We start from the raw sequence: 17,367 nt of genomic DNA on the forward strand, positions 1-17,367 counted from the left end.
GGGGGTGGGGGTGCCTGACGCGGGCTGGGGGAGGGGGCGGGGACATGGCAAAGGCTCCCGGTGGGGGCCGGGAGCCTTTGCCGGGTGGGGCTCAGGAGAGGGGGCGGAGGGAGGTGCCGTTCGGAGCGGGGGTGCCGTTGGGGGCGGTGGGGGTGTCGTCGTGGACCTCGACGTTCTCACGGCGGAGTTCGTCGTGGATGACCTCTTCCGCGGTGTAGCGCTCGACGACGAGGCGGACCCGCTCGATCGGGGCGAGGTACTTGTGGACCACCGGGCGCTCCTCACGCAGGGTGACCTCCTCCACCGCCTCGGCGATCTCCTTCTCGGTGAGGGCCGCCCGTTCGGCGTCGCCCACCGGCATCCGCTCCACCCGGACGCGTTCGCGGACCACCGGGACCCGGCGTTCGACCTGCTCGCTCGTCACGTACTTGCGCAGCTTCGCCGTGCCCAGCACGTGCCACTCGGTGGAGATGTCCAGCCGCTCCTCGCGACACGTGATCTCCACCGGGCCGCTGGGGGCGGACGGGGCCCCGGTCGCCGGCGCGGTCCGGGGCTTGGGCTGGACGAGGGGCTGGGCGGTGGGGGGTTGGGCGGTGGGGGGTTGGGCGGTCGTGGTCGCGGCCGCCATGGGGGTGGCTGCCGGCGCGGGGGTGCTGAGGGTCCGCATGTCGGCCTCCGTGGCGGTCGTGGTGGGAGCGGTGGTGAGGGTGGTCGTGGGGGCGACGGTCGACGTGGTGGCGGCGGCGGTGGTGCCGAAGTCGAGGTCGGGCTTCGGGGGCCCCGCCGCGTCGCCGTTCACCGGCCGGCCGTTCACCGGGGTGTCGAGGCCGTAGTAGCGGTAGAGCTGGAGCTCCTGGGCCGGCGACAGGTGCTGGCCGACGCCGAAGTCCGGCGACTCCTTGACCAGCGACTTGTCGTACGGCACGCGGAGCTCGTCGCCGGAGAACTCGCTCGTGGTGAGCGGGACGAAGGCGTCCCGGCCGAAGATGCCGGTGCGGACGGCGGCCCACTCGGGCTGGCCGGTGGCGTCGTCCAGGTACACCTCGTCGACCGTGCCGATCTTGTCTCCGTTGCGGTCGACCGCCTTGTGGCCGATGAGGTCGCGGGGGTCGATATCGGTCTGCACTCTTTCCTCCAGTGCGCTGCGCCTGCGGAACGCCCGCAGGACGGCGGCCGGAGCACCCGTGCCGTCCGCCACTTCACACCAAAAGCCATCAACCGGACGGCCGCGAGCGGGGTGCGTCCGGACGGGCTGCGGGGTGGGCCGTTCGGGGGACGCGCGTAGACCCCGGGTGACCGGACACACCCGTGATCGAACGGGCTCCCGCTGGTACCCTGGGCCGCGACCGCCGAGCCCGCTCGGGAGAGTCCCCGAAGGCGAAAACCGCTGGTCGGGGCGCCGAAGGAGCAACTCCTCCCCGGAATCTCTCAGGCATCCGTACCGTGTGGGATAGGTCACTCTGGAAAGCAGGGCAGGACCGCCGGCGAGGGAGCCGACGGCCACCACCCTCACCGACGGTGCAAGCCGGCGGAGCGCCCACGGCGCGCCGCGCGGGCGAAGCTCTCAGGTCCCGATGACAGAGGGGGAGGCCTGTCGGGTCCGCCCGCCAGCAGGCCCGTCCGCTGTCCGCAGCGGTGCAGGCCGACCGGCGTGCGTACCCCCGCCGGTCCGTGACCAGGAGGCCTCGACCACCATGAACGCCCAGTCGAACGCGGGACGCCCGAGCGGCGCCGTCACCCTCACCGAGCTCGAGCAGGCCAGCCCCTTCGAGAACCGCCACATCGGCCCCGACGCCGCCGCGCAGGAGAAGATGCTGGCCCAGGTCGGCTACGGCTCGCTGGACGAGCTCGCCGCCACCGCCGTGCCGGAGGCGATCCGTTCCATCACGGGCCTGGACCTGCCCGCCGGCCGCAGCGAGGCCCAGGTCCTCGCCGAGCTGCGCGAGCTGGCCGGCCGCAACCAGGTGCTCCAGCCGATGATCGGCCTGGGCTACTACGGCACCTTCACCCCGCCGGTGATCCTGCGCAACGTCCTGGAGAACCCGGCCTGGTACACGGCCTACACGCCGTACCAGCCCGAGATCTCGCAGGGCCGCCTGGAGGCGCTGCTCAACTTCCAGACCCTGGTCTCCGACCTGACCGGGCTGCCCACCTCGGGCTCCTCACTGCTCGACGAGGGCACCGCCGCCGCCGAGGCGATGGCGCTGGCCCGCCGCGTCACCAAGGTCAAGGGCGGCGTGTTCCTCGTCGACGCCGAGACCCTGCCGCAGACCGTCGCGGTGATCAACACCCGGGCCGTGCCGACCGGCGTCGAGGTCGTCGTCGCGGACCTGTCCGCGGGCATCCCGGCCGAGGTCGCCGAGCGCGGCGTCTTCGGCGTGCTGCTCCAGTACCCGGGCGCCACCGGTGTCGTGCGCGACCTCACCCCCGTCATCGAGCAGGCCCACGGCCTCGGCGCGATCGTCGCGGTCGCCGCCGACCTGCTGGCGCTGACCCTGCTCAAGTCGCCCGGCTCGCTCGGCGCCGACATCGCCTGCGGCACCTCGCAGCGCTTCGGCGTGCCGATGGGCTTCGGCGGCCCGCACGCCGGCTACCTGTCGGTGCGCGCCGAGTTCGCCCGCTCGCTGCCCGGCCGCCTGGTCGGCGTGTCCGTCGACTCGGACGGCAACCGCGCCTACCGCCTGGCACTGCAGACCCGCGAGCAGCACATCCGCCGGGAGAAGGCCACCAGCAACATCTGCACCGCCCAGGTGCTGCTCGCCGTCATGGCGTCGATGTACGCCGTCTACCACGGCCCGGACGGCCTGGCCGACATCGCCCGCCGCACCCACCGCTACGCCGCCGCCCTCGCCGAGGGCCTGCGGGCCGGTGGCGTCGAGCTGCTGCACGGCGAGTTCTTCGACACCGTCACCGCCGTCGTCCCGGGCCGCGCCGCCGAGGTCGCCGCGGCCGCCCGCGCCAACGGCATCAACGTCTTCCAGGACGGCGAGGACCGGATCTCGGTCTCCACCGACGAGACCACCACCCGCGAGCACCTGGCCGGCGTCTGGGCCGCCTTCGGCGTGCCCGCCGTCGAGATCGCCGAGTCCGCCGAGGCGCTGCCCGCCGCGCTGCTGCGCGAGGACGAGTACCTCACCCACCCGGTCTTCCACAGCCACCGCTCGGAGACCGCCATGCTGCGCTACCTGCGCCGCCTGTCGGACCGTGACTACGCGCTGGACCGCGGCATGATCCCGCTGGGCTCCTGCACCATGAAGCTCAACGCGACCACCGAGATGGAGCCGGTGACCTGGCCCGAATTCGGCCAGCTGCACCCGTTCGCGCCGATCGACCAGGCCCAGGGCTTCCTGAGCCTGATCCGTGAGCTGGAGCGGCAGCTGGTCGAGGTGACCGGCTACGACGCCGTCTCGATCCAGCCGAACGCCGGTTCGCAGGGCGAGCTGGCCGGTCTGCTGGCCGTCCGCGCCTACCACCACGCCAACGGCGACACCCAGCGCGACGTCTGCCTGATCCCGTCCTCCGCGCACGGCACCAACGCGGCCTCCGCCGTGATGGCCGGCATGCGGGTCGTCGTGGTGAAGACCCTCGTCGACGGCGACGTGGACGTCGAGGACCTGAAGGCCAAGATCGAGCAGCACCGCGACAGCCTGTCGGTGCTGATGGTCACCTACCCGTCCACCCACGGCGTGTACGAGACCGAGATCACCCAGATCTGCGCCCTGGTGCACGAGGCCGGCGGCCAGGTGTACGTGGACGGCGCCAACCTGAACGCCCTGGTCGGCCTCGCCAAGCCGGGCAAGTTCGGCGCGGACGTCTCGCACCTGAACCTGCACAAGACCTTCTGCATCCCGCACGGCGGCGGCGGCCCGGGCGTCGGCCCGGTCGCGGTGCGCGCCCACCTGGCGCCGTACCTGCCGAACCACCCGCTGCAGGAGGAGGCCGGACCGGCCACCGGCGTCGGCCCGATCTCGGCGGCGCCGTGGGGCTCGGCCGCGATCCTGCCGATCTCCTGGGCGTACGTCCGGCTGATGGGCGGCGAGGGCCTCAAGCGCGCGACCCAGGTCGCCGTGCTGAACGCCAACTACATCGCCAAGCGCCTGGCCCCGCACTTCCCGGTGCTCTACACCGGTCCGGGCGGGCTGGTCGCGCACGAGTGCATCATCGACCTGCGGCCGCTCACCAAGGAGACGGGCGTGACGGTGGACGACATCGCCAAGCGCCTGATCGACTACGGCTTCCACGCGCCGACGATGTCGTTCCCGGTGGCCGGCACGCTGATGATCGAGCCGACCGAGTCCGAGGACCTGCACGAGATCGACCGGTTCTGCGACACGATGATCGCGATCCGCGCCGAGATTGACAAGGTCGGATCGGGTGAGTGGGCGGCCGACGACAACCCGCTGTGCAACGCCCCGCACACCGCCGCCACGCTGGCCGGCGACTGGGCGCACGGCTACTCGCGGCAGGAGGCCGTCTTCCCGGCGGGCGTGAACCCGGCGGACAAGTACTGGCCGCCGGTCAGCCGCATCGACGGTGCGTACGGCGACCGCAACCTGGTCTGCTCGTGCCCCCCGCTGGACGAGTACGGCGTCTGAGTCCGGTCGGGCAGGCGTGAGTGGCAGGGCCCCGGTGGTGACGTCCGCCGGGGCCCTGCCCGTTCTCGTGGGCCGCCCCGCCCGCGATGCGTGCGTTTGGTCGGGCCGCGGGTCAGGCCGCGTGGGCGACCGGGCGGCGCGGCGCGATCACCCGGCCGTCGGGCAGCAGCTCTCCGGTGTCCTCGAACAGGAGGACGCCGTTGCAGAGCAGGCTCCAGCCCTGCTCCGGGTGGCAGGCCACCGGCACGGCCGCCTCGCGGTCCTCGGACTCGGCCGACGGGCACTCAGGACGGTGCTGGCACATACGCGTACCCTCGCTTCGCTCTGCGATCCTCCCCGTGGGGCGGCCTCCGACGGCGTGCCGTCGGGAACCGCCGCGCAGTCGGATCCTGTCCGCGCGCCGATCAGGTGTTGAGCGGCGCTCAAGTGGGTAGGACAGGTGGTCCTTCCACGCTGGTTCCCAGTGTCGGCATACGCGGACGCGCGCGCAGCGATTTGGTGACATGCGCCACAACTCCCGGGCAGAGATCACCCGTTCAGGTGGGGTCGGGCGGGAAATTCGCACGGACGGGTCAGGCGCAAGGTGACCCATCAGGGCCATGGACGGTAACCCGTCCGGGTGAGTGAGGGGTCCGGAGAACCCTGGGGTAGGGGGTGCCGCCAGGGGTGCCCGGGTCAGGAGGTGCCGAGGAGCAGTGGCTTGGTGAGGGGGGCGCGCGCGAGCAGCGGGAGGAGCTCGGCGGCCGGGTAGGCGCGGTGTGCGGTGACACCGAGCGGGGCCGGGGCGAGTGGGATCAGCAGGTCGGCGGCCGGGCTGGTGTCGGGGCTGTGCAGCCACAGTGCCGTCGCGTACTGGCCGGGGAAGGTCAGCAGGCGGGGCTGGTGGCGCACCCGGGAGCCCTGCGCGAGCTGCCAGGCCTGGCGCAGCGCCCGGACGGTGGAGTCCAGGTAGGGGCCGGCGGTGAAGTGGGAGAAGGTGTGGCCCTCGATGTCCAGCACCACTTCCGCGGCGGCGGCCACGTCGGCGCCGTCCTTGATCAGGAAGCGCCAGCCGGTGCGCCGGGCGGCGGTGAGCTCGGGGTGCGGGCCGTCCAGGACGTGGACGGCGAGCGGGTGCGCGGGCAGCAGGGGGCCGGCCGGATGACGGAGCGCTGCGGCAGCGGGTTGGCGCAGCGCGCTCTCCGAGTCGAGTGCGGCGAGGACCGCGCGCAGGGCGCTCGGTGGGGGTTGCGGGGTCTGCAGAGTCATGGCGAGGTCGCCTCTCCGTGTGAGATCGGCGTGCGAGTGCGGCATACCGGCGTGGCGCGGTGTGTCAACGGTGACGGGACCTGGCCGTGTCCGGTTGTGCAGGATCGCGGAGCCGGCGCGGTCGCCGCCGTCGGCGAAGGCCTCGGGCGTGGAGCGGACCGGCCGGAGCGCAGTGCGAATTCTATCGAACAGGTGCGCAGGGTGACCTGTTTATCACAGGCGGTGGCGCCGGGCAAGTCGGCAGATACCCTGAATAGTCGTCAGTTTCCTTGCATTGCAAGCCAGTACGAGCCGTCGGGTATCGATCTTCCGGGTGGGCATGATGTCTGGCACGGTCGGTCGGCCGGTGGCTCAGGAGGAGGGGACCATGGGCGAGAAGGTCGTGGCGACTCGGGCGGATCTGGCGGACCGGCAGCTGTACCGACGGAAGCTCCAGGCCTGTCTCGACGCGCTCGGGCGGATGCTGCGGGAGGACCGCTTCGACCGGCCGCGCGCGGTGATGGGCGTGGAGATCGAACTCAACCTGGCGGACGAGCAGGGCCTGCCGGTGATGCGCAACGCGCAGGTGCTGAGCTCGATCGGCTCCAGCGACTTCCAGACCGAGCTCGGCCGGTTCAACATCGAGGTCAACATCGCGCCGCACCGGCTGGGCGGGCACGTCTTCGAGGAACTGCGCGAGGAGATCGACACCGGGCTGCGCTACGCCGACCGGCGGGCGGCCGAGGCGGGCGCGCGGATAGTGATGGTGGGCATCCTGCCGACGCTGGAGCACGACCACACCGGGCTGGACGCGATGTCCCACAACCAGCGCTACAGCCTGCTGAGCGACCAGATCCTGGCCGCCCGCGGCGAGGACATCTCGCTGGACATCGAGGGCGTCGAGCGCCTCCAGCTGGAGTCGATCACCATGGTGGCGGAGGCGGCGGCGACCTCGCTCCAGCTGCACCTGCAGGTGACGCCGCAGCGGTTCTCCTCGGTGTGGAACGCGGCGCAGGCGATCTGCGGGCCGCAGCTCGCGCTGGGCGCCAACTCGCCGTTCCTGTTCGGGCGCGAGCTGTGGCGCGAGACCCGGCCGGTGCTGTTCCAGCAGGCCTGCGACACCCGTTCGGCCGAGCTCAAGGCGCAGGGTGTGCGCCCGATCACGTGGTTCGGCGAGCGCTGGGTGGACTCGGCGTACGACCTGTTCGAGGAGAACCTGCGGTACTTCCCGGCGCTGCTGCCGATCTGCGACGACGAGGACCCGCTGAAGGTGCTGGCCTCCGGCGGCGCGCCCCGGCTGGCCGAGATGCGGCTGCACAACGGGACGATCTACCGGTGGAACCGGCCGGTGTACGACGTCAGCGGCGGCGTGCCGCACCTGCGGGTGGAGAACCGGGCGCTGCCGGCCGGCCCGACCGTCGCGGACACCCTGGCCAACGCGGCGTTCTACTACGGGGTGGTGCGGGTGCTGGCCGAGCAGCCGCGGCCGGTATGGACCAGGCTGCCGTTCGACCGGGCGGACGAGAACTTCCGGCAGGCGGCGCGGTACGGCATCGACGCCGTCTTCCAGTGGCCGCGCTCGGGCCGGGCGGGGCGCGGCGGCGGGCTGACCACGGTGTCCGCCGTCGACCTGGTGCTCGGGGAGCTGCTGCCGATGGCCCACCAGGGCCTGGACGCGTGGGGCGTGGAGCCGGCCGACCGGGACCGCTACCTCGGGATCATCGAGCAGCGGTGCCTGCGGCGCACCAACGGCGCGTCCTGGCAGAGCGCGACCTTCCACCGGCTACGGGAGCAGTACGGGATGGACCGGCCGGCGGCGCTCGCGGCGATGACCCGGCGGTACATCGAGCACATGCGGGGCGGCGAGCCGGTGCACACCTGGCCGGTGGGGTAGGCGCCCACCGGTGGGATCGGGGGCCGGGGGCCGGGGCGGTGCCCGGGGCAGGTGGGCGGCGGCCGGATCGGGTGGCCGCTGTGTCAGGATGATCGCCCCGGCGGTCGGCCGACGGCCGGAGGCCTGATCGCCGCACTGGAGCCCGCCCGTGACCACCGTCCCGACCGAACCGGGGACCGCCCGGCCCACGCGCCGGCTGCTCGGCGCCGAGCTGCTGATCGTCCTCGGGCTGTCGCTCGGGGCCAGTGGCATCAGCGCGGTCATCGACTTCGCGGGGTCGCTCACCGCGCCGCTCTCGCTCGGCCAGCAGGTCGCGACGCTCAACGGCTCGCGGGCGCCCGGGCGGCCGTGGCTCGACCTGACCTGGCAGCTGTACTACATCGGGCGCGGGCTGATGCCGGTCGTCCTCGTCGGCTACCTGCTGGTGCGCGAGGGCGCTGCGCTGCGGGTGCTCGGCTTCGACCTGCGGCAGAAGTTGCGCGACCTCGGGCGGGGCGCGGGCGTCGCCGCCGCGATCGGGGGGTCCGGGCTGCTGCTCTACCTGGCCTCGCAGGCGGCCGGGTACAACCTGACGGTGGCGCCGTCGGGGCTGCCGGACGTGTGGTGGCGGGTGCCGGTGCTCGTCCTCTCCGCGTGGCAGAACGCGATCCTGGAGGAGGTCGTCGTCCTCGGCTACCTGCTGCGCCGGCTCGGGCAGTTGGGGTGGTCGTGGCCGGCGGCGCTGGTCGCGAGTTCGGTGCTGCGCGGCTCGTACCACCTGTACCAGGGCGTCGGCGGGCTGGTCGGCAACATGGTCATGGGCGCGGTGTTCTGCGTGGCGTACCGGCGGTGGGGGCGGGTGATGCCGCTGGTGGTGGCGCACGCGCTGATCGACACGGTGGCCTTCGTCGGGTACGCGCTGCTCGCCGGGCACGTCAGCTGGCTGCCTACCCCTTGACCGTCAGCCTGCTCTGGGACCTCGGCGGGCGGGCGAGGAGCCGGTCGACATGCCGGCGCTCCAGGCCCTGGCCGGGGTCGATGGGCAGCAGGACGCGGTCGCGGCGCCAGAGCGAACTGCGCACCAGGCGCTGGGGGATGACGTCGTCCATCCAGGCGAACGGGCGGCCGTCGGCGTAGCGCAGCAGCGGGGCCCACTTGCGGGACGAGAACAGCTGCATGAGGGGGACGTGCGGGTCGTCGGGCTGCGGGACGTAGCCGGTGAAGCGGACGAACGGGAGCGCGGGCAGGCCGATCGCGGGGGAGATGTGGGTGTTGGCGTGCTCCTCCCACGTGGTGGCCCACACGAGTTCGTACGTGTCGGCGAGTTCGCGCAGCCAGTCGCCGTGGCGGGCGGAGAGCAGGACCGAGTAGCCGAGCAGGGTGTGGGTGTCGAACCCGGCGTCCGGGTGCGGGCAGACCGGGTTGAGGACGCCGTCGACGTCCAGGAACAGCAGAGGCTTCGGCACCAGTGGCCCCCCAGGTGGCGTTGATTGACTCACCTGGTCGGACGAACAGCGTGCGCCGGTGGTTGCGCACCGCCGGGCGCACGCGGGGCGCAGGGGGCGCTCGTGCAGGCGGGTGCGAGGGGGTGTTCCTGATCACCCCAGGTGGCCCCGGAGGAAGCTGAGGGTGCGGCGCCAGGCGGTGCGGGCCTGGAGGGCGTCGTAGGTGCCGAGCGGGTTCTCGTCGTTCATGAAGGCGTGCCCGGCCGGGTAGAAGTGGATCTCCGGGCGGATGTCGGTGGCCTCGCCGATGCGGGTCGCGGCCTCGTCGACGGCGGACACCGGGATCGAGCGGTCGTGCTCGCCGAAGTGGCCGAGGACGTGGGCGGTGAGGCCGCGGTAGTCGAAGTCGGGGTCGGGCGGGAGGCCGTAGAAGGGAACGACCGCGGCCACCTTGTCGCCCGCGTGGGTGGCGAGCAGCAGAGCGAAGCCGCCGCCCATGCAGAAGCCGACCACGCCGACCGCGTCGCCGACGACGCCGTCCAGGGCGAGCAGGTGGTCGACGGCGCCGGCGAGGTCCGTCACGGCCCGCTCGACGGGCAGTTCGCGCTTGAGCCGGGCGGCTTCGGCGCCGTCGTGGGTCGTCGCGCCGCCGTACAGGTCGGGGGCGAGGACGGTGAAGCCCTCGGCTGCGAAGCGGTCGGCCATCGTGGCGACGTGGGTGGTGAGGCCCCACCACTCCTGCACGAGGACCAGGCCGGGGCCGACGCCCTGCGGCGGGCGGGCCAGGTAGCCGTGCGCGGTGCGGCCGTTGCTCGGGAAGGTGACGTTCTGCCGGGAGCCGCCCTGGTCAGGCATGGCTTCCTCTCGGTGGGTCGGGCCGCGTGCGGCGGTCGTCGGAAGGGATCGGGTGGTCAGCCCATCTCCTCCAGGGCGCGGCCCTTGGTCTCCCTGATGCAGAAGGCCACGAACGGGATGGAGAGGAGTGCGAAGAGCGCGTAGATCACGTACGTCGCCGAGAGGTTCCAGTCGGCGAGGTCCGGGAAGCTCACGGTGATGGCCCAGTTGGCGATCCACTGGGCCGAGGCGGCGACGGACAGGGCGAGGGCGCGGATCCGGTTGGGGAACATCTCGCCGAGCAGCACCCAGACCACCACGCCCCAGGAGAAGGCGAAGCAGAGCACGAAGACGTGCGCGGCGACCAGGGCGACGGTGGCGTGGGTGTTGTCGAGCGTCGCGGTGTCGCCGGTGCCGTGCCGGTAGGAGAACGCCCACGCGGCGGTGCCGAGCGCGAGCGCCATGCCGATCGAGCCGGCGAGGGCGAGCGGCTTGCGGCCGATCCGGTCCACCAGCACCATCGCGATCACCGTGCCGATCACGTTGATGATCGACGTGGAGAGGCTGATCAGCAGCGAGTTGGACTCGTTGATGCCGACCGACTGCCAGAGGAACGACGAGTAGTAGAAGATCACGTTGATGCCGACGAACTGCTGGAACGCCGAGGCGCCGATGCCCACCCAGACGATCGGCAGGAGGCCGAAGCGGCCGCCGAGCAGGTCCTTCAGGCGCGGCTTGTGCGCGGACTCCAGCACGGCCCGGATCTCGGCCACCCGGGCGTCCAGGTCGACGCCTTCGCCCTCGACCTCCTCGAGCACCTTGCGGGCCTGCGCCTCGCGGTGGTCGGCGATCAGGTAGCGCGGCGACTCCGGGATGGCGAGCGCCATCAGCCCGTACACCAGCGCCGGGATGGTCTCCACGCCGAGCATCCACTGCCAGGCCTGGATGCTGCCGAGGTGGCCGGTGGACTCGCCGCCGGCGGCCTGGTTGAGCGCCCAGTTGGCCAGCTGGGAGACGGTGATCCCGAGCACGATCGCCATCTGCTGGAACGACGCGAGGCGGCCGCGGTAGGCGGTGGGGGCGACCTCGGCGATGTAGGTGGGGGCGATGACGGAGGCGATGCCGATCGCGACGCCGCCCACCACGCGCCAGGTGGCGAGCACCTGGATGCTCGGCGGGAACATCGAGCCGAGTCCGCTGATCGCGAAGAGCGTCGCGGCCAGCAGCATCGTGCGCACCCGGCCGAGGTGGTCGGCGAGCCGGCCGGCGGCCACCGCGCCGGCGGCCGAGCCGAGCAGCGCGATGGCCACGACGAAGGCCGTCTCGCCGTTGCCCACCCCGAAGTGCCGCTGGATGCCGGTGACCGCGCCGTTGATCACGGCACTGTCGTAGCCGAACAGGAAGCCGCCCATCGCCGCGGCCGCCGAGATGAACACGACATGTCCGAGGTGGGCCTCTCCGGCGGTGGACCGGGTGTTGAGTGTGGACACGCGCGCTCCCCGAGGTGGACGGGCCCGCCCGGCGGGGACGGCGGCGTGCGGGGCGCCGGATCCGCCGGGCGGGCAGGGTACGTCTCACATTCGACCAGCGGCGGGGGGCGCGGGCCCGGTTTCGTGGGCCGATCGGGTGATGCCGTGTCAGGGGTGGGGCGGGTGCGCCTGCTGGTGCGGAGCGGGTTCAGTCGACGGTGCGTCGCTGGTTGCGGCGCAGCAGCTGGACGCGGGCCAGCGCGTCCTGGCCGCCGCCGCGTTCGGCGAGGCGGTCGGCGATCGCGTGCTGCGCCTCGGCCGGCTTCTTGTCGTCGTACTTGAACTTGGCGCGCACCTGGAGGACCGTCAGGCGCAGTCCGCGCAGGCCCGGGAGCAGCCGGGAGAACTCGCCCTCGCCCGGGACGACCCGGGTGTCCGGGGTCTCGGGCTGGAAGTGGGCCAGCTGGCGGTTGAGGATCTCGGCCTTCCCCGCGGCCGACTCCACGATCTCCGCCGTGCACTCGAAGTGGACGGAGGCGTAGTAGCTGGTGGGCGTGCCGGGGGCGCCGCGCCAGTGACCGGGCGCGAAGGCGTAGCCGTCGGTGACCGCGAGGGTGACGTGCGGATCCCTCCGGACGGCGGCGAGCAGCGGGTTGGGCGCGGCGAGGTGCAGCAGGACCTCGCCGCGGTCGGCGTCGAGCAGGAAGTGCGTCGGGACCAGGACGGGGCCCTCGCCCTGCCCTCCGTTGGCGGCGAGCAGGCCGAAGTCCCGGCCCTCGGCGAGCCAGGCGCGCCACTCGGCCTCGTCGCCGCGGTCCCACGAGCGGATCAGCATGTCCGGTTCTCGTTCTGGTTCTCGTACTGGTTCTGGTCGTGCATCGTCGGGTGCCTCGGTCAGCCGGCCAGCTCGCGCAGGTTCTCGGGGAGCGGGACGGTGGTGGAGGCGGCAGGGGCGGGGGTGCCGAACCCGCTGGTGACGGGGACGACACCGGCCCAGTAGGGCAGGTCGACGTCGTCCGGGTCGTCGTCGGCGCCGTCGGCACGGGACTTGGCGGAGACCTCGTCCAGGTCGAGGCGTATCACGGCGGTGGCGGCGAGCTCCTTGGCGTTGGCCGGGCGGACCTCGGCGGAACGGCCGGGGACGGTCTGGTCGACCAGCGCGTCGAGCGCGACCTTCAGCTCCTGCGGGTCGGTGACCTGGTGGGCGGTGCCGTGGGCCACCACCGAGCGGAAGTTGACGGAGTGGTTGAACGCGGACTTGGTCAGGACGAGCGCGTCGACGAGGGTGACGGTGACGCAGACCTTCAGGCCTTCGTCGCCCTTGGCGCCGCGCAGCGGGCGGCTGCCCGTCGAGCCGTGGACGTAGAGGCGGTCGCCGACGCGGGCGTAGATCGTGGGCAGGACGACCGGCGCGCCGTCGGCGACGAAGCCGAGGTGGCAGAGGTAGGTGCTGTCCAGGATCGCGTGGATCGCGTCCCGCTCCCAGGTGGCCCGGTCCTTGTACCGCGTCGGTGTGGTGCGGGGGGTGCGGGCGTACGCGGTGCTGTCGGGAGTGGTGCTGTCGGGAGTGGTGCTGTCCGGCGTGGCGCTGGTCGACGTGCTGCTGTCCGTGGCGGGGACCGACATGACAAACCTCTATGTACTAGTGCATAATTTGCTTTGTGCTAGGAGACTATCCGCTGAAAGGGCGACGCGCCAGTGAAATCGCGGCCCACATCGAACAGGGCGTCAGCGACGGCCAGCTCGCGCCCGGGACCGCGCTGCCCCCGCTGCGCGACCTCGCCGCCGAGCTCGGCGTCAACGCCAACACCGTCGCGGCCGCCTACCGCCTGCTGCGCGACCGCGGTGTGATCGAGACCGCCGGCCGCAAGGGCAGCCGCATCCTGCCCCGGCCCGCCCTCACCACCCGCGACCAGATCCGGGTGCCCGTGCCCCCGCACGCCCGCGACCTGTCCGCCGGCAACCCCGACCCGGCCCTCCTGCCCGACCTCGCCGCGGCCCTCGCCGCCGCCGCGGAGGCGGCCCGCGCCGAACCCGTCCTCTACGGGCACCCCTTGGTCGACCCGGGCCTGCTCGCCCTCGCGAGTGCCTCCTTCGAGGCCGACGGGCTGCCCGGCGGCCCGGTCGCCGTCGCCTCCGGCTCCCTCGACACCGTCGAGCGCATCCTCGGCACCCGGCTGCGCCCCGGCGACGCGGTCGCCGTCGAGGACCCGGGCTGGAGCAGCCTGCTCGACCTGCTGCCCGCGATGGGGCTGCGGCCCGCGCCCGTCCGGCTCGACGACCAGGGCCCGCTGCCCGACTCGCTCGCCGCGACGCTCGACGAGGGAGCCCGCGCCGTGATCGTCACCAGCCGGGCGCAGAACCCGACCGGCGCGGCCCTCACCGCCGCCCGGGCCGCGGCGCTGCGCGAGGTGCTGGCCGGGCACCCCGACGTGCTGCTGATCGAGGACGACCACGGCCACGGCATGGTCGACCAGGCCTACCACCCGCTGGCCGGCGCCGGGTCGCGGCACTGGGCGGTCGTGCGCTCGGCCGCCAAGGCGTACGGGCCCGACCTGCGGCTGTCCGTCGCGGTCGGCGACGCGGACACCATCGGGCGCGTCTGCGGACGGCTGCGGCTCGGCGCGGGCTGGGTCAGCCACCTGCTCCAGCGGACCGTCGCCGAGCTCTGGCGCACCGACGCCGCGCCCGTCGCCACCGTGGCCGCCGTCTACCGGGCCCGCCGGGCCGCGCTGCTCGGCGAGCTCGCGGTGCGGGGCATCGCGGCGCACGGCGAGAGCGGGCTGAACGTCTGGGTGCCGGTGCCGGACGAGACCTCCGCGCTCACCGCGCTCGTCCAGCGCGGGTGGGTCGCTGCGCCCGGTGCGCGGTACCGGATCCAGTCGCCGCCCGGGATCCGCATCACCACGGCGGACCTCAGGCCGGAGGAGGCGCCGCGGCTGGCGGAGGACCTCGCGGGGGTGCTCGGGGCCGGCGGGGGTGGCTCGAGGCTGGTGTGAGTGCGGGTGCGGTGGGGACGCACGGGGACGCGTGGGGGCTTGTCGGGGGCGCGTCGGGGCTCGGCGCGCGGCGGCTGAACGGGTGGGGCTGATCCGAACCCGTGGGTAACAAAGCGGGAAACCTGCTGCAGATACCTAGCGGTAACCATCGCGCTCATGCCATCTTCATCGCGCCACCGGCGCCGGCGGCCCCACCCTCACACGCGTCTTCCCGTCCCCACCACGGGCAGACCGAGCCGCAGGAGTTCCGCCGTGCCCGAAAACGGTTCGAGAAACACCCGCACGACCCCGCGACTCTCCCGCAGGCTGCTCAGCGCGGCCTTCGCCCTCCCGCTCGCGATCGGCGGCGGTGTCGCCGTCGCCGCGCCGGCCTCCGCCGCCCCGGCCGCTCTCGCCGTGGTGCCGAGCGGGCCCACCGCCAGCGTCACGCTCGGTGACAGCTACATCTCCGGCGAGGCCGGCCGGTGGATGGGCAACTCCGTCGACGGCAGTGGCAACCGGACCGGCACCGACCGCGCCTGGAACGGGAGTTCGTACGACCCGAGCACCGTCTACGGCGCCACCGCCGCGAACGGCTGCGACCGCTCCGACGTCGCCGAGGTGACCGGCGCGTCCGCCGTGGCCGACCAGCAGATCAACCTGGCCTGCTCGGGCGCCGTCACCACCAACGTCTTCCGCGCCTCCAGCGGCGGCCAGCCGCTCAAGGGCGAGGCCCCGCAGGCCGACCAACTCGCCACCGTGGCAGCCCAGAACCACGTCAAGCTGATCACGCTGTCCATCGGCGGCAACGACCTCGGCTTCTCGGACGTCATCTCGACCTGCGTCAAGGACTACCTCTTCTGGTACAGCTACTGCCACGGTTCGCAGCAGTCCGTGATCGACTCGAAGATGCCGGCGGCCATGGCCGGCGTCGGCAAGTCGATCGACGAGATCCGCGCGGTGATGTCCAACGCGGGCTACGCGCGGGGGGATTACCGCCTGGTCCTGCAGTCCTACCCGTCGCCGATCCCCCGCGGCTCCGAGATGCGCTACCCGGAGTCCGGCTGGACCCGCTCCGACACCGGCGGCTGCCCGTTCTGGGACGGCGACGCCGACTGGGCGCGCGACTCGATGGTGCCGCAGATCTCCAAGGCGCTGGCGCAGGTCGCCGCGACCAAGGGCGTGCAGTTCCTCGACCTCTCCGACATGCTGCAGGGGCGCGAGGTCTGCTCCACGGCCACCCAACAGCCGACCGCAGGTGCCGCGCCGTCCGCGGCCACCAGCGAGTGGGCGCGCTTCCTCGACGGCGGGCTCAACACCACCCAGGGCGCGCTGCAGGAGTCGATGCACCCGAACTACTACGGGCAGCAGGCGCTGGGCAGTTGCCTCACCCAGCTGTTCGCGCGGAGCAGCGGCAACTATGCGTGCCGCAACACGGCTGGGCAGGGCGCCGGCGGGATGTATCTCGCTGCGGAGTGACGTGACATGGCCTGGCCTGGCCCTGGTCTCCCCTGTGTGGATGGGGGAGGCCAGGGCCGTCGGGGGCGCTCAGCCCTTGGCGAGCAGTGCCTGGGCGTGGGCGCGCACCTGATCCTTCGTCAAGTACGCGTCCGTGTACTCGAAGTCCTGCAGTCGGGCGGGCTGGCGGGCCAGGAATCCGATCCGGACGAACTCGTCGCCGGCCGTCGCGTTCAGCAGCCAGTTGGCGCCCACCCGGAACTTCGCCACGTTGGTGCGCATCGCCATCAGGTGGTAGCCGCGGGCCACCAGCTGCGCCGGCACTCCGCGCAGCTCCACGCCGACCGGCTTGGACACCGCGTCCTTGCCGCCCAGGTCGACCACCAGGCCCAAGTCCTTGTGGTAGTAAGGCTCCAGCGGCTGGTGGCGGAGCGATGCGATCACGTTGTTCGCGACCGCGCGGCCCTGCCGGGCCGAGTGCTGGGCGGTCGGCGGACACACCGCGCCGTCGCCCTTCGCGAGGTCCGGGACCGCCGCGGCGTCACCCAGCGCGAACACCCCGTCGAACTGCGGCACCCGCATCTCCGCCGTCACCGCGATCCGGCCCCGCACCGTCTCCGCGTCCAGCGTGCCGATCAGCGGGCTCGCGGCCACGCCCGCCGTCCAGATCAGCGTCCGGCACGGGAGCACCCGGCCGTCGGTGAACTTGACCGACTCGGCGCCGACTTCGGCCACCGACACGCCCAGCGACACCTCGATCCCGCGCGCCCGCAGCACCTCCAGCGCCGCCGTGCCCAGGGCGTCGCCGAGCTCGGGCATCAGCTTCGGGGCGATGTCGATCAGGTGCCACTTGATCTGCCGCGCGTCCAGCCGCGGGTAGCGGCGCGCCGCGGCGGTCGTCAGGCGCTGCAGGCAGGCCGCCGTCTCGGTGCCCGCGTAGCCGCCGCCCACCACGACGAACTGCAGCCGGGACTCCCGCTCGTTCTGGTCCAGCGTCGTGGAGGCCAGGTCGAGTTGGGCGATCACGTGGTCGCGGACGTAGGCGGCCTCGGCGAGCGTCTTCATGCCGCGGGCGTAGTCGGTGAGGCCCGGGATGTCGAACGTGCGGGTGACGCTGCCGGGGGCGAGCACGAGGATGTCGTACTTCTGCGCGATCACCTCGTCGGTGATCTTCCGGACGACGCAGACCTTGGACGCCGGGTCCACCCCGATGGCTCCGCCGGGGACGATGTGGGTCCGGCGCAGGCTCCGGCGCAGGGACACCGCCACCGACTGCGGCGTCAGGACGCCGGCGGCGACGTGTGGCAGCAGCGGCAGGTAGAGCTGATAGCTGAACGGTGTGACCAGCGAGATCTCGGCCTCGGAGGGCGCCAGCTTGCGTTCGAGGCGGCGGGCGCACTCCAGGCCGGCGAAGCCACCGCCCACGATCAGGATCCGGGGTCGTTCCATCGCTCATCCCTTTTACCGTACGGGTGTTACCGGGAGGGT

General features: G+C 72.9%; 14 protein-coding genes and 1 riboswitch. Of the genes, 5 read left to right on the top strand and 9 right to left on the bottom strand.

Translation table 11 applies throughout. The features are described 5' to 3' along the window. Positions 1–91: 91 nt before the first annotated feature. Positions 92–1,198 carry a PRC and DUF2382 domain-containing protein gene (locus PUR71_RS03420; protein WP_329924799.1) on the bottom strand — a complete coding sequence of 369 codons (1,107 nt, stop codon included), beginning with the start codon at positions 1,196–1,198 and terminating at the stop codon, positions 92–94. 152 nt (positions 1,199–1,350) lie between these two features. Continuing rightward, a riboswitch (glycine riboswitch) is annotated at positions 1,351–1,454 on the top strand. 240 nt (positions 1,455–1,694) lie between these two features. Here PUR71_RS03420 and gcvP point away from each other — a divergent pair. Next, entirely contained in the window at positions 1,695–4,595 is a 2,901-nt protein-coding gene (gcvP, locus tag PUR71_RS03425) for an aminomethyl-transferring glycine dehydrogenase (protein WP_329924800.1), read from the top strand. Positions 4,596–4,707: 112 nt separating this feature from the next. Here the strand turns inward: gcvP and PUR71_RS03430 are convergent, their stop codons facing one another. Further along, positions 4,708–4,899 carry a DUF5999 family protein gene (locus PUR71_RS03430; protein WP_148641485.1) on the bottom strand — a complete coding sequence of 64 codons (192 nt, stop codon included), beginning with the start codon at positions 4,897–4,899 and terminating at the stop codon, positions 4,708–4,710. Between the two features lie 371 nt (positions 4,900–5,270). Next, positions 5,271–5,843 carry a hypothetical protein gene (locus tag PUR71_RS03435; RefSeq protein ID WP_329924801.1) on the bottom strand — a complete coding sequence of 191 codons (573 nt, stop codon included), beginning with the start codon at positions 5,841–5,843 and terminating at the stop codon, positions 5,271–5,273. Between the two features lie 367 nt (positions 5,844–6,210). Here PUR71_RS03435 and PUR71_RS03440 point away from each other — a divergent pair, with 367 nt between their 5' ends. Continuing rightward, positions 6,211–7,716, top strand: a complete 1,506-nt coding sequence (locus PUR71_RS03440) for a glutamate--cysteine ligase (RefSeq protein WP_329924802.1) — start codon at positions 6,211–6,213, stop codon at positions 7,714–7,716. Positions 7,717–7,864: 148 nt separating this feature from the next. After that, a complete protein-coding gene (locus PUR71_RS03445) occupies positions 7,865–8,653 on the top strand; it encodes a CPBP family intramembrane glutamic endopeptidase (protein WP_329924803.1) in 789 nt (262 codons plus the stop codon). Here the strand turns inward: PUR71_RS03445 and PUR71_RS03450 are convergent. The 5 genes from PUR71_RS03450 to PUR71_RS03470 form a co-directional block, all read right to left on the bottom strand. Further along, entirely contained in the window at positions 8,643–9,164 is a 522-nt protein-coding gene (locus PUR71_RS03450; RefSeq protein ID WP_443077336.1) for an HAD domain-containing protein, read from the bottom strand. The genes PUR71_RS03445 and PUR71_RS03450 overlap by 11 nt on opposite strands. A 129-nt stretch (positions 9,165–9,293) precedes the next feature. After that, positions 9,294–9,995, bottom strand: a complete 702-nt coding sequence (locus PUR71_RS03455) for a dienelactone hydrolase family protein (protein ID WP_329924805.1) — start codon at positions 9,993–9,995, stop codon at positions 9,294–9,296. Positions 9,996–10,051: 56 nt separating this feature from the next. Further along, on the bottom strand, positions 10,052–11,464 hold the full coding sequence (locus PUR71_RS03460) for a sugar porter family MFS transporter (RefSeq protein ID WP_329924806.1): 1,413 nt from the start codon (positions 11,462–11,464) through the stop codon (positions 10,052–10,054). Positions 11,465–11,651: 187 nt separating this feature from the next. Beyond that, positions 11,652–12,278 carry an FMN-binding negative transcriptional regulator gene (locus tag PUR71_RS03465; RefSeq protein ID WP_329924807.1) on the bottom strand — a complete coding sequence of 209 codons (627 nt, stop codon included), beginning with the start codon at positions 12,276–12,278 and terminating at the stop codon, positions 11,652–11,654. 59 nt (positions 12,279–12,337) lie between these two features. Then, positions 12,338–13,069: a pyridoxamine 5'-phosphate oxidase family protein gene (locus tag PUR71_RS03470; protein WP_329924808.1), complete on the bottom strand. Its 732-nt coding sequence runs from the start codon at positions 13,067–13,069 to the stop codon at positions 12,338–12,340. A 35-nt stretch (positions 13,070–13,104) separates the two neighbouring features. Here PUR71_RS03470 and PUR71_RS03475 point away from each other — a divergent pair, with 35 nt between their 5' ends. Together PUR71_RS03475 and PUR71_RS03480 are read left to right on the top strand one after the other, a co-directional pair. After that, a complete protein-coding gene (locus PUR71_RS03475; RefSeq protein WP_329924809.1) occupies positions 13,105–14,442 on the top strand; it encodes an aminotransferase class I/II-fold pyridoxal phosphate-dependent enzyme in 1,338 nt (445 codons plus the stop codon). A 252-nt stretch (positions 14,443–14,694) separates the two neighbouring features. Beyond that, positions 14,695–15,900 (top strand): GDSL-type esterase/lipase family protein, encoded by a 1,206-nt coding sequence (locus PUR71_RS03480; RefSeq protein WP_329924810.1) that lies wholly within the window; start codon positions 14,695–14,697, stop codon positions 15,898–15,900. 69 nt (positions 15,901–15,969) lie between these two features. Here PUR71_RS03480 and PUR71_RS03485 read toward each other — a convergent pair whose 3' ends face one another. Continuing rightward, a complete protein-coding gene (locus PUR71_RS03485; protein WP_329924811.1) occupies positions 15,970–17,328 on the bottom strand; it encodes an NAD(P)/FAD-dependent oxidoreductase in 1,359 nt (452 codons plus the stop codon). Positions 17,329–17,367: the final 39 nt, after the last annotated feature.

This window comes from Streptomyces sp. SP17BM10 (assembly GCF_036322405.1).
GTDB lineage: Bacteria > Actinomycetota > Actinomycetes > Streptomycetales > Streptomycetaceae > Kitasatospora.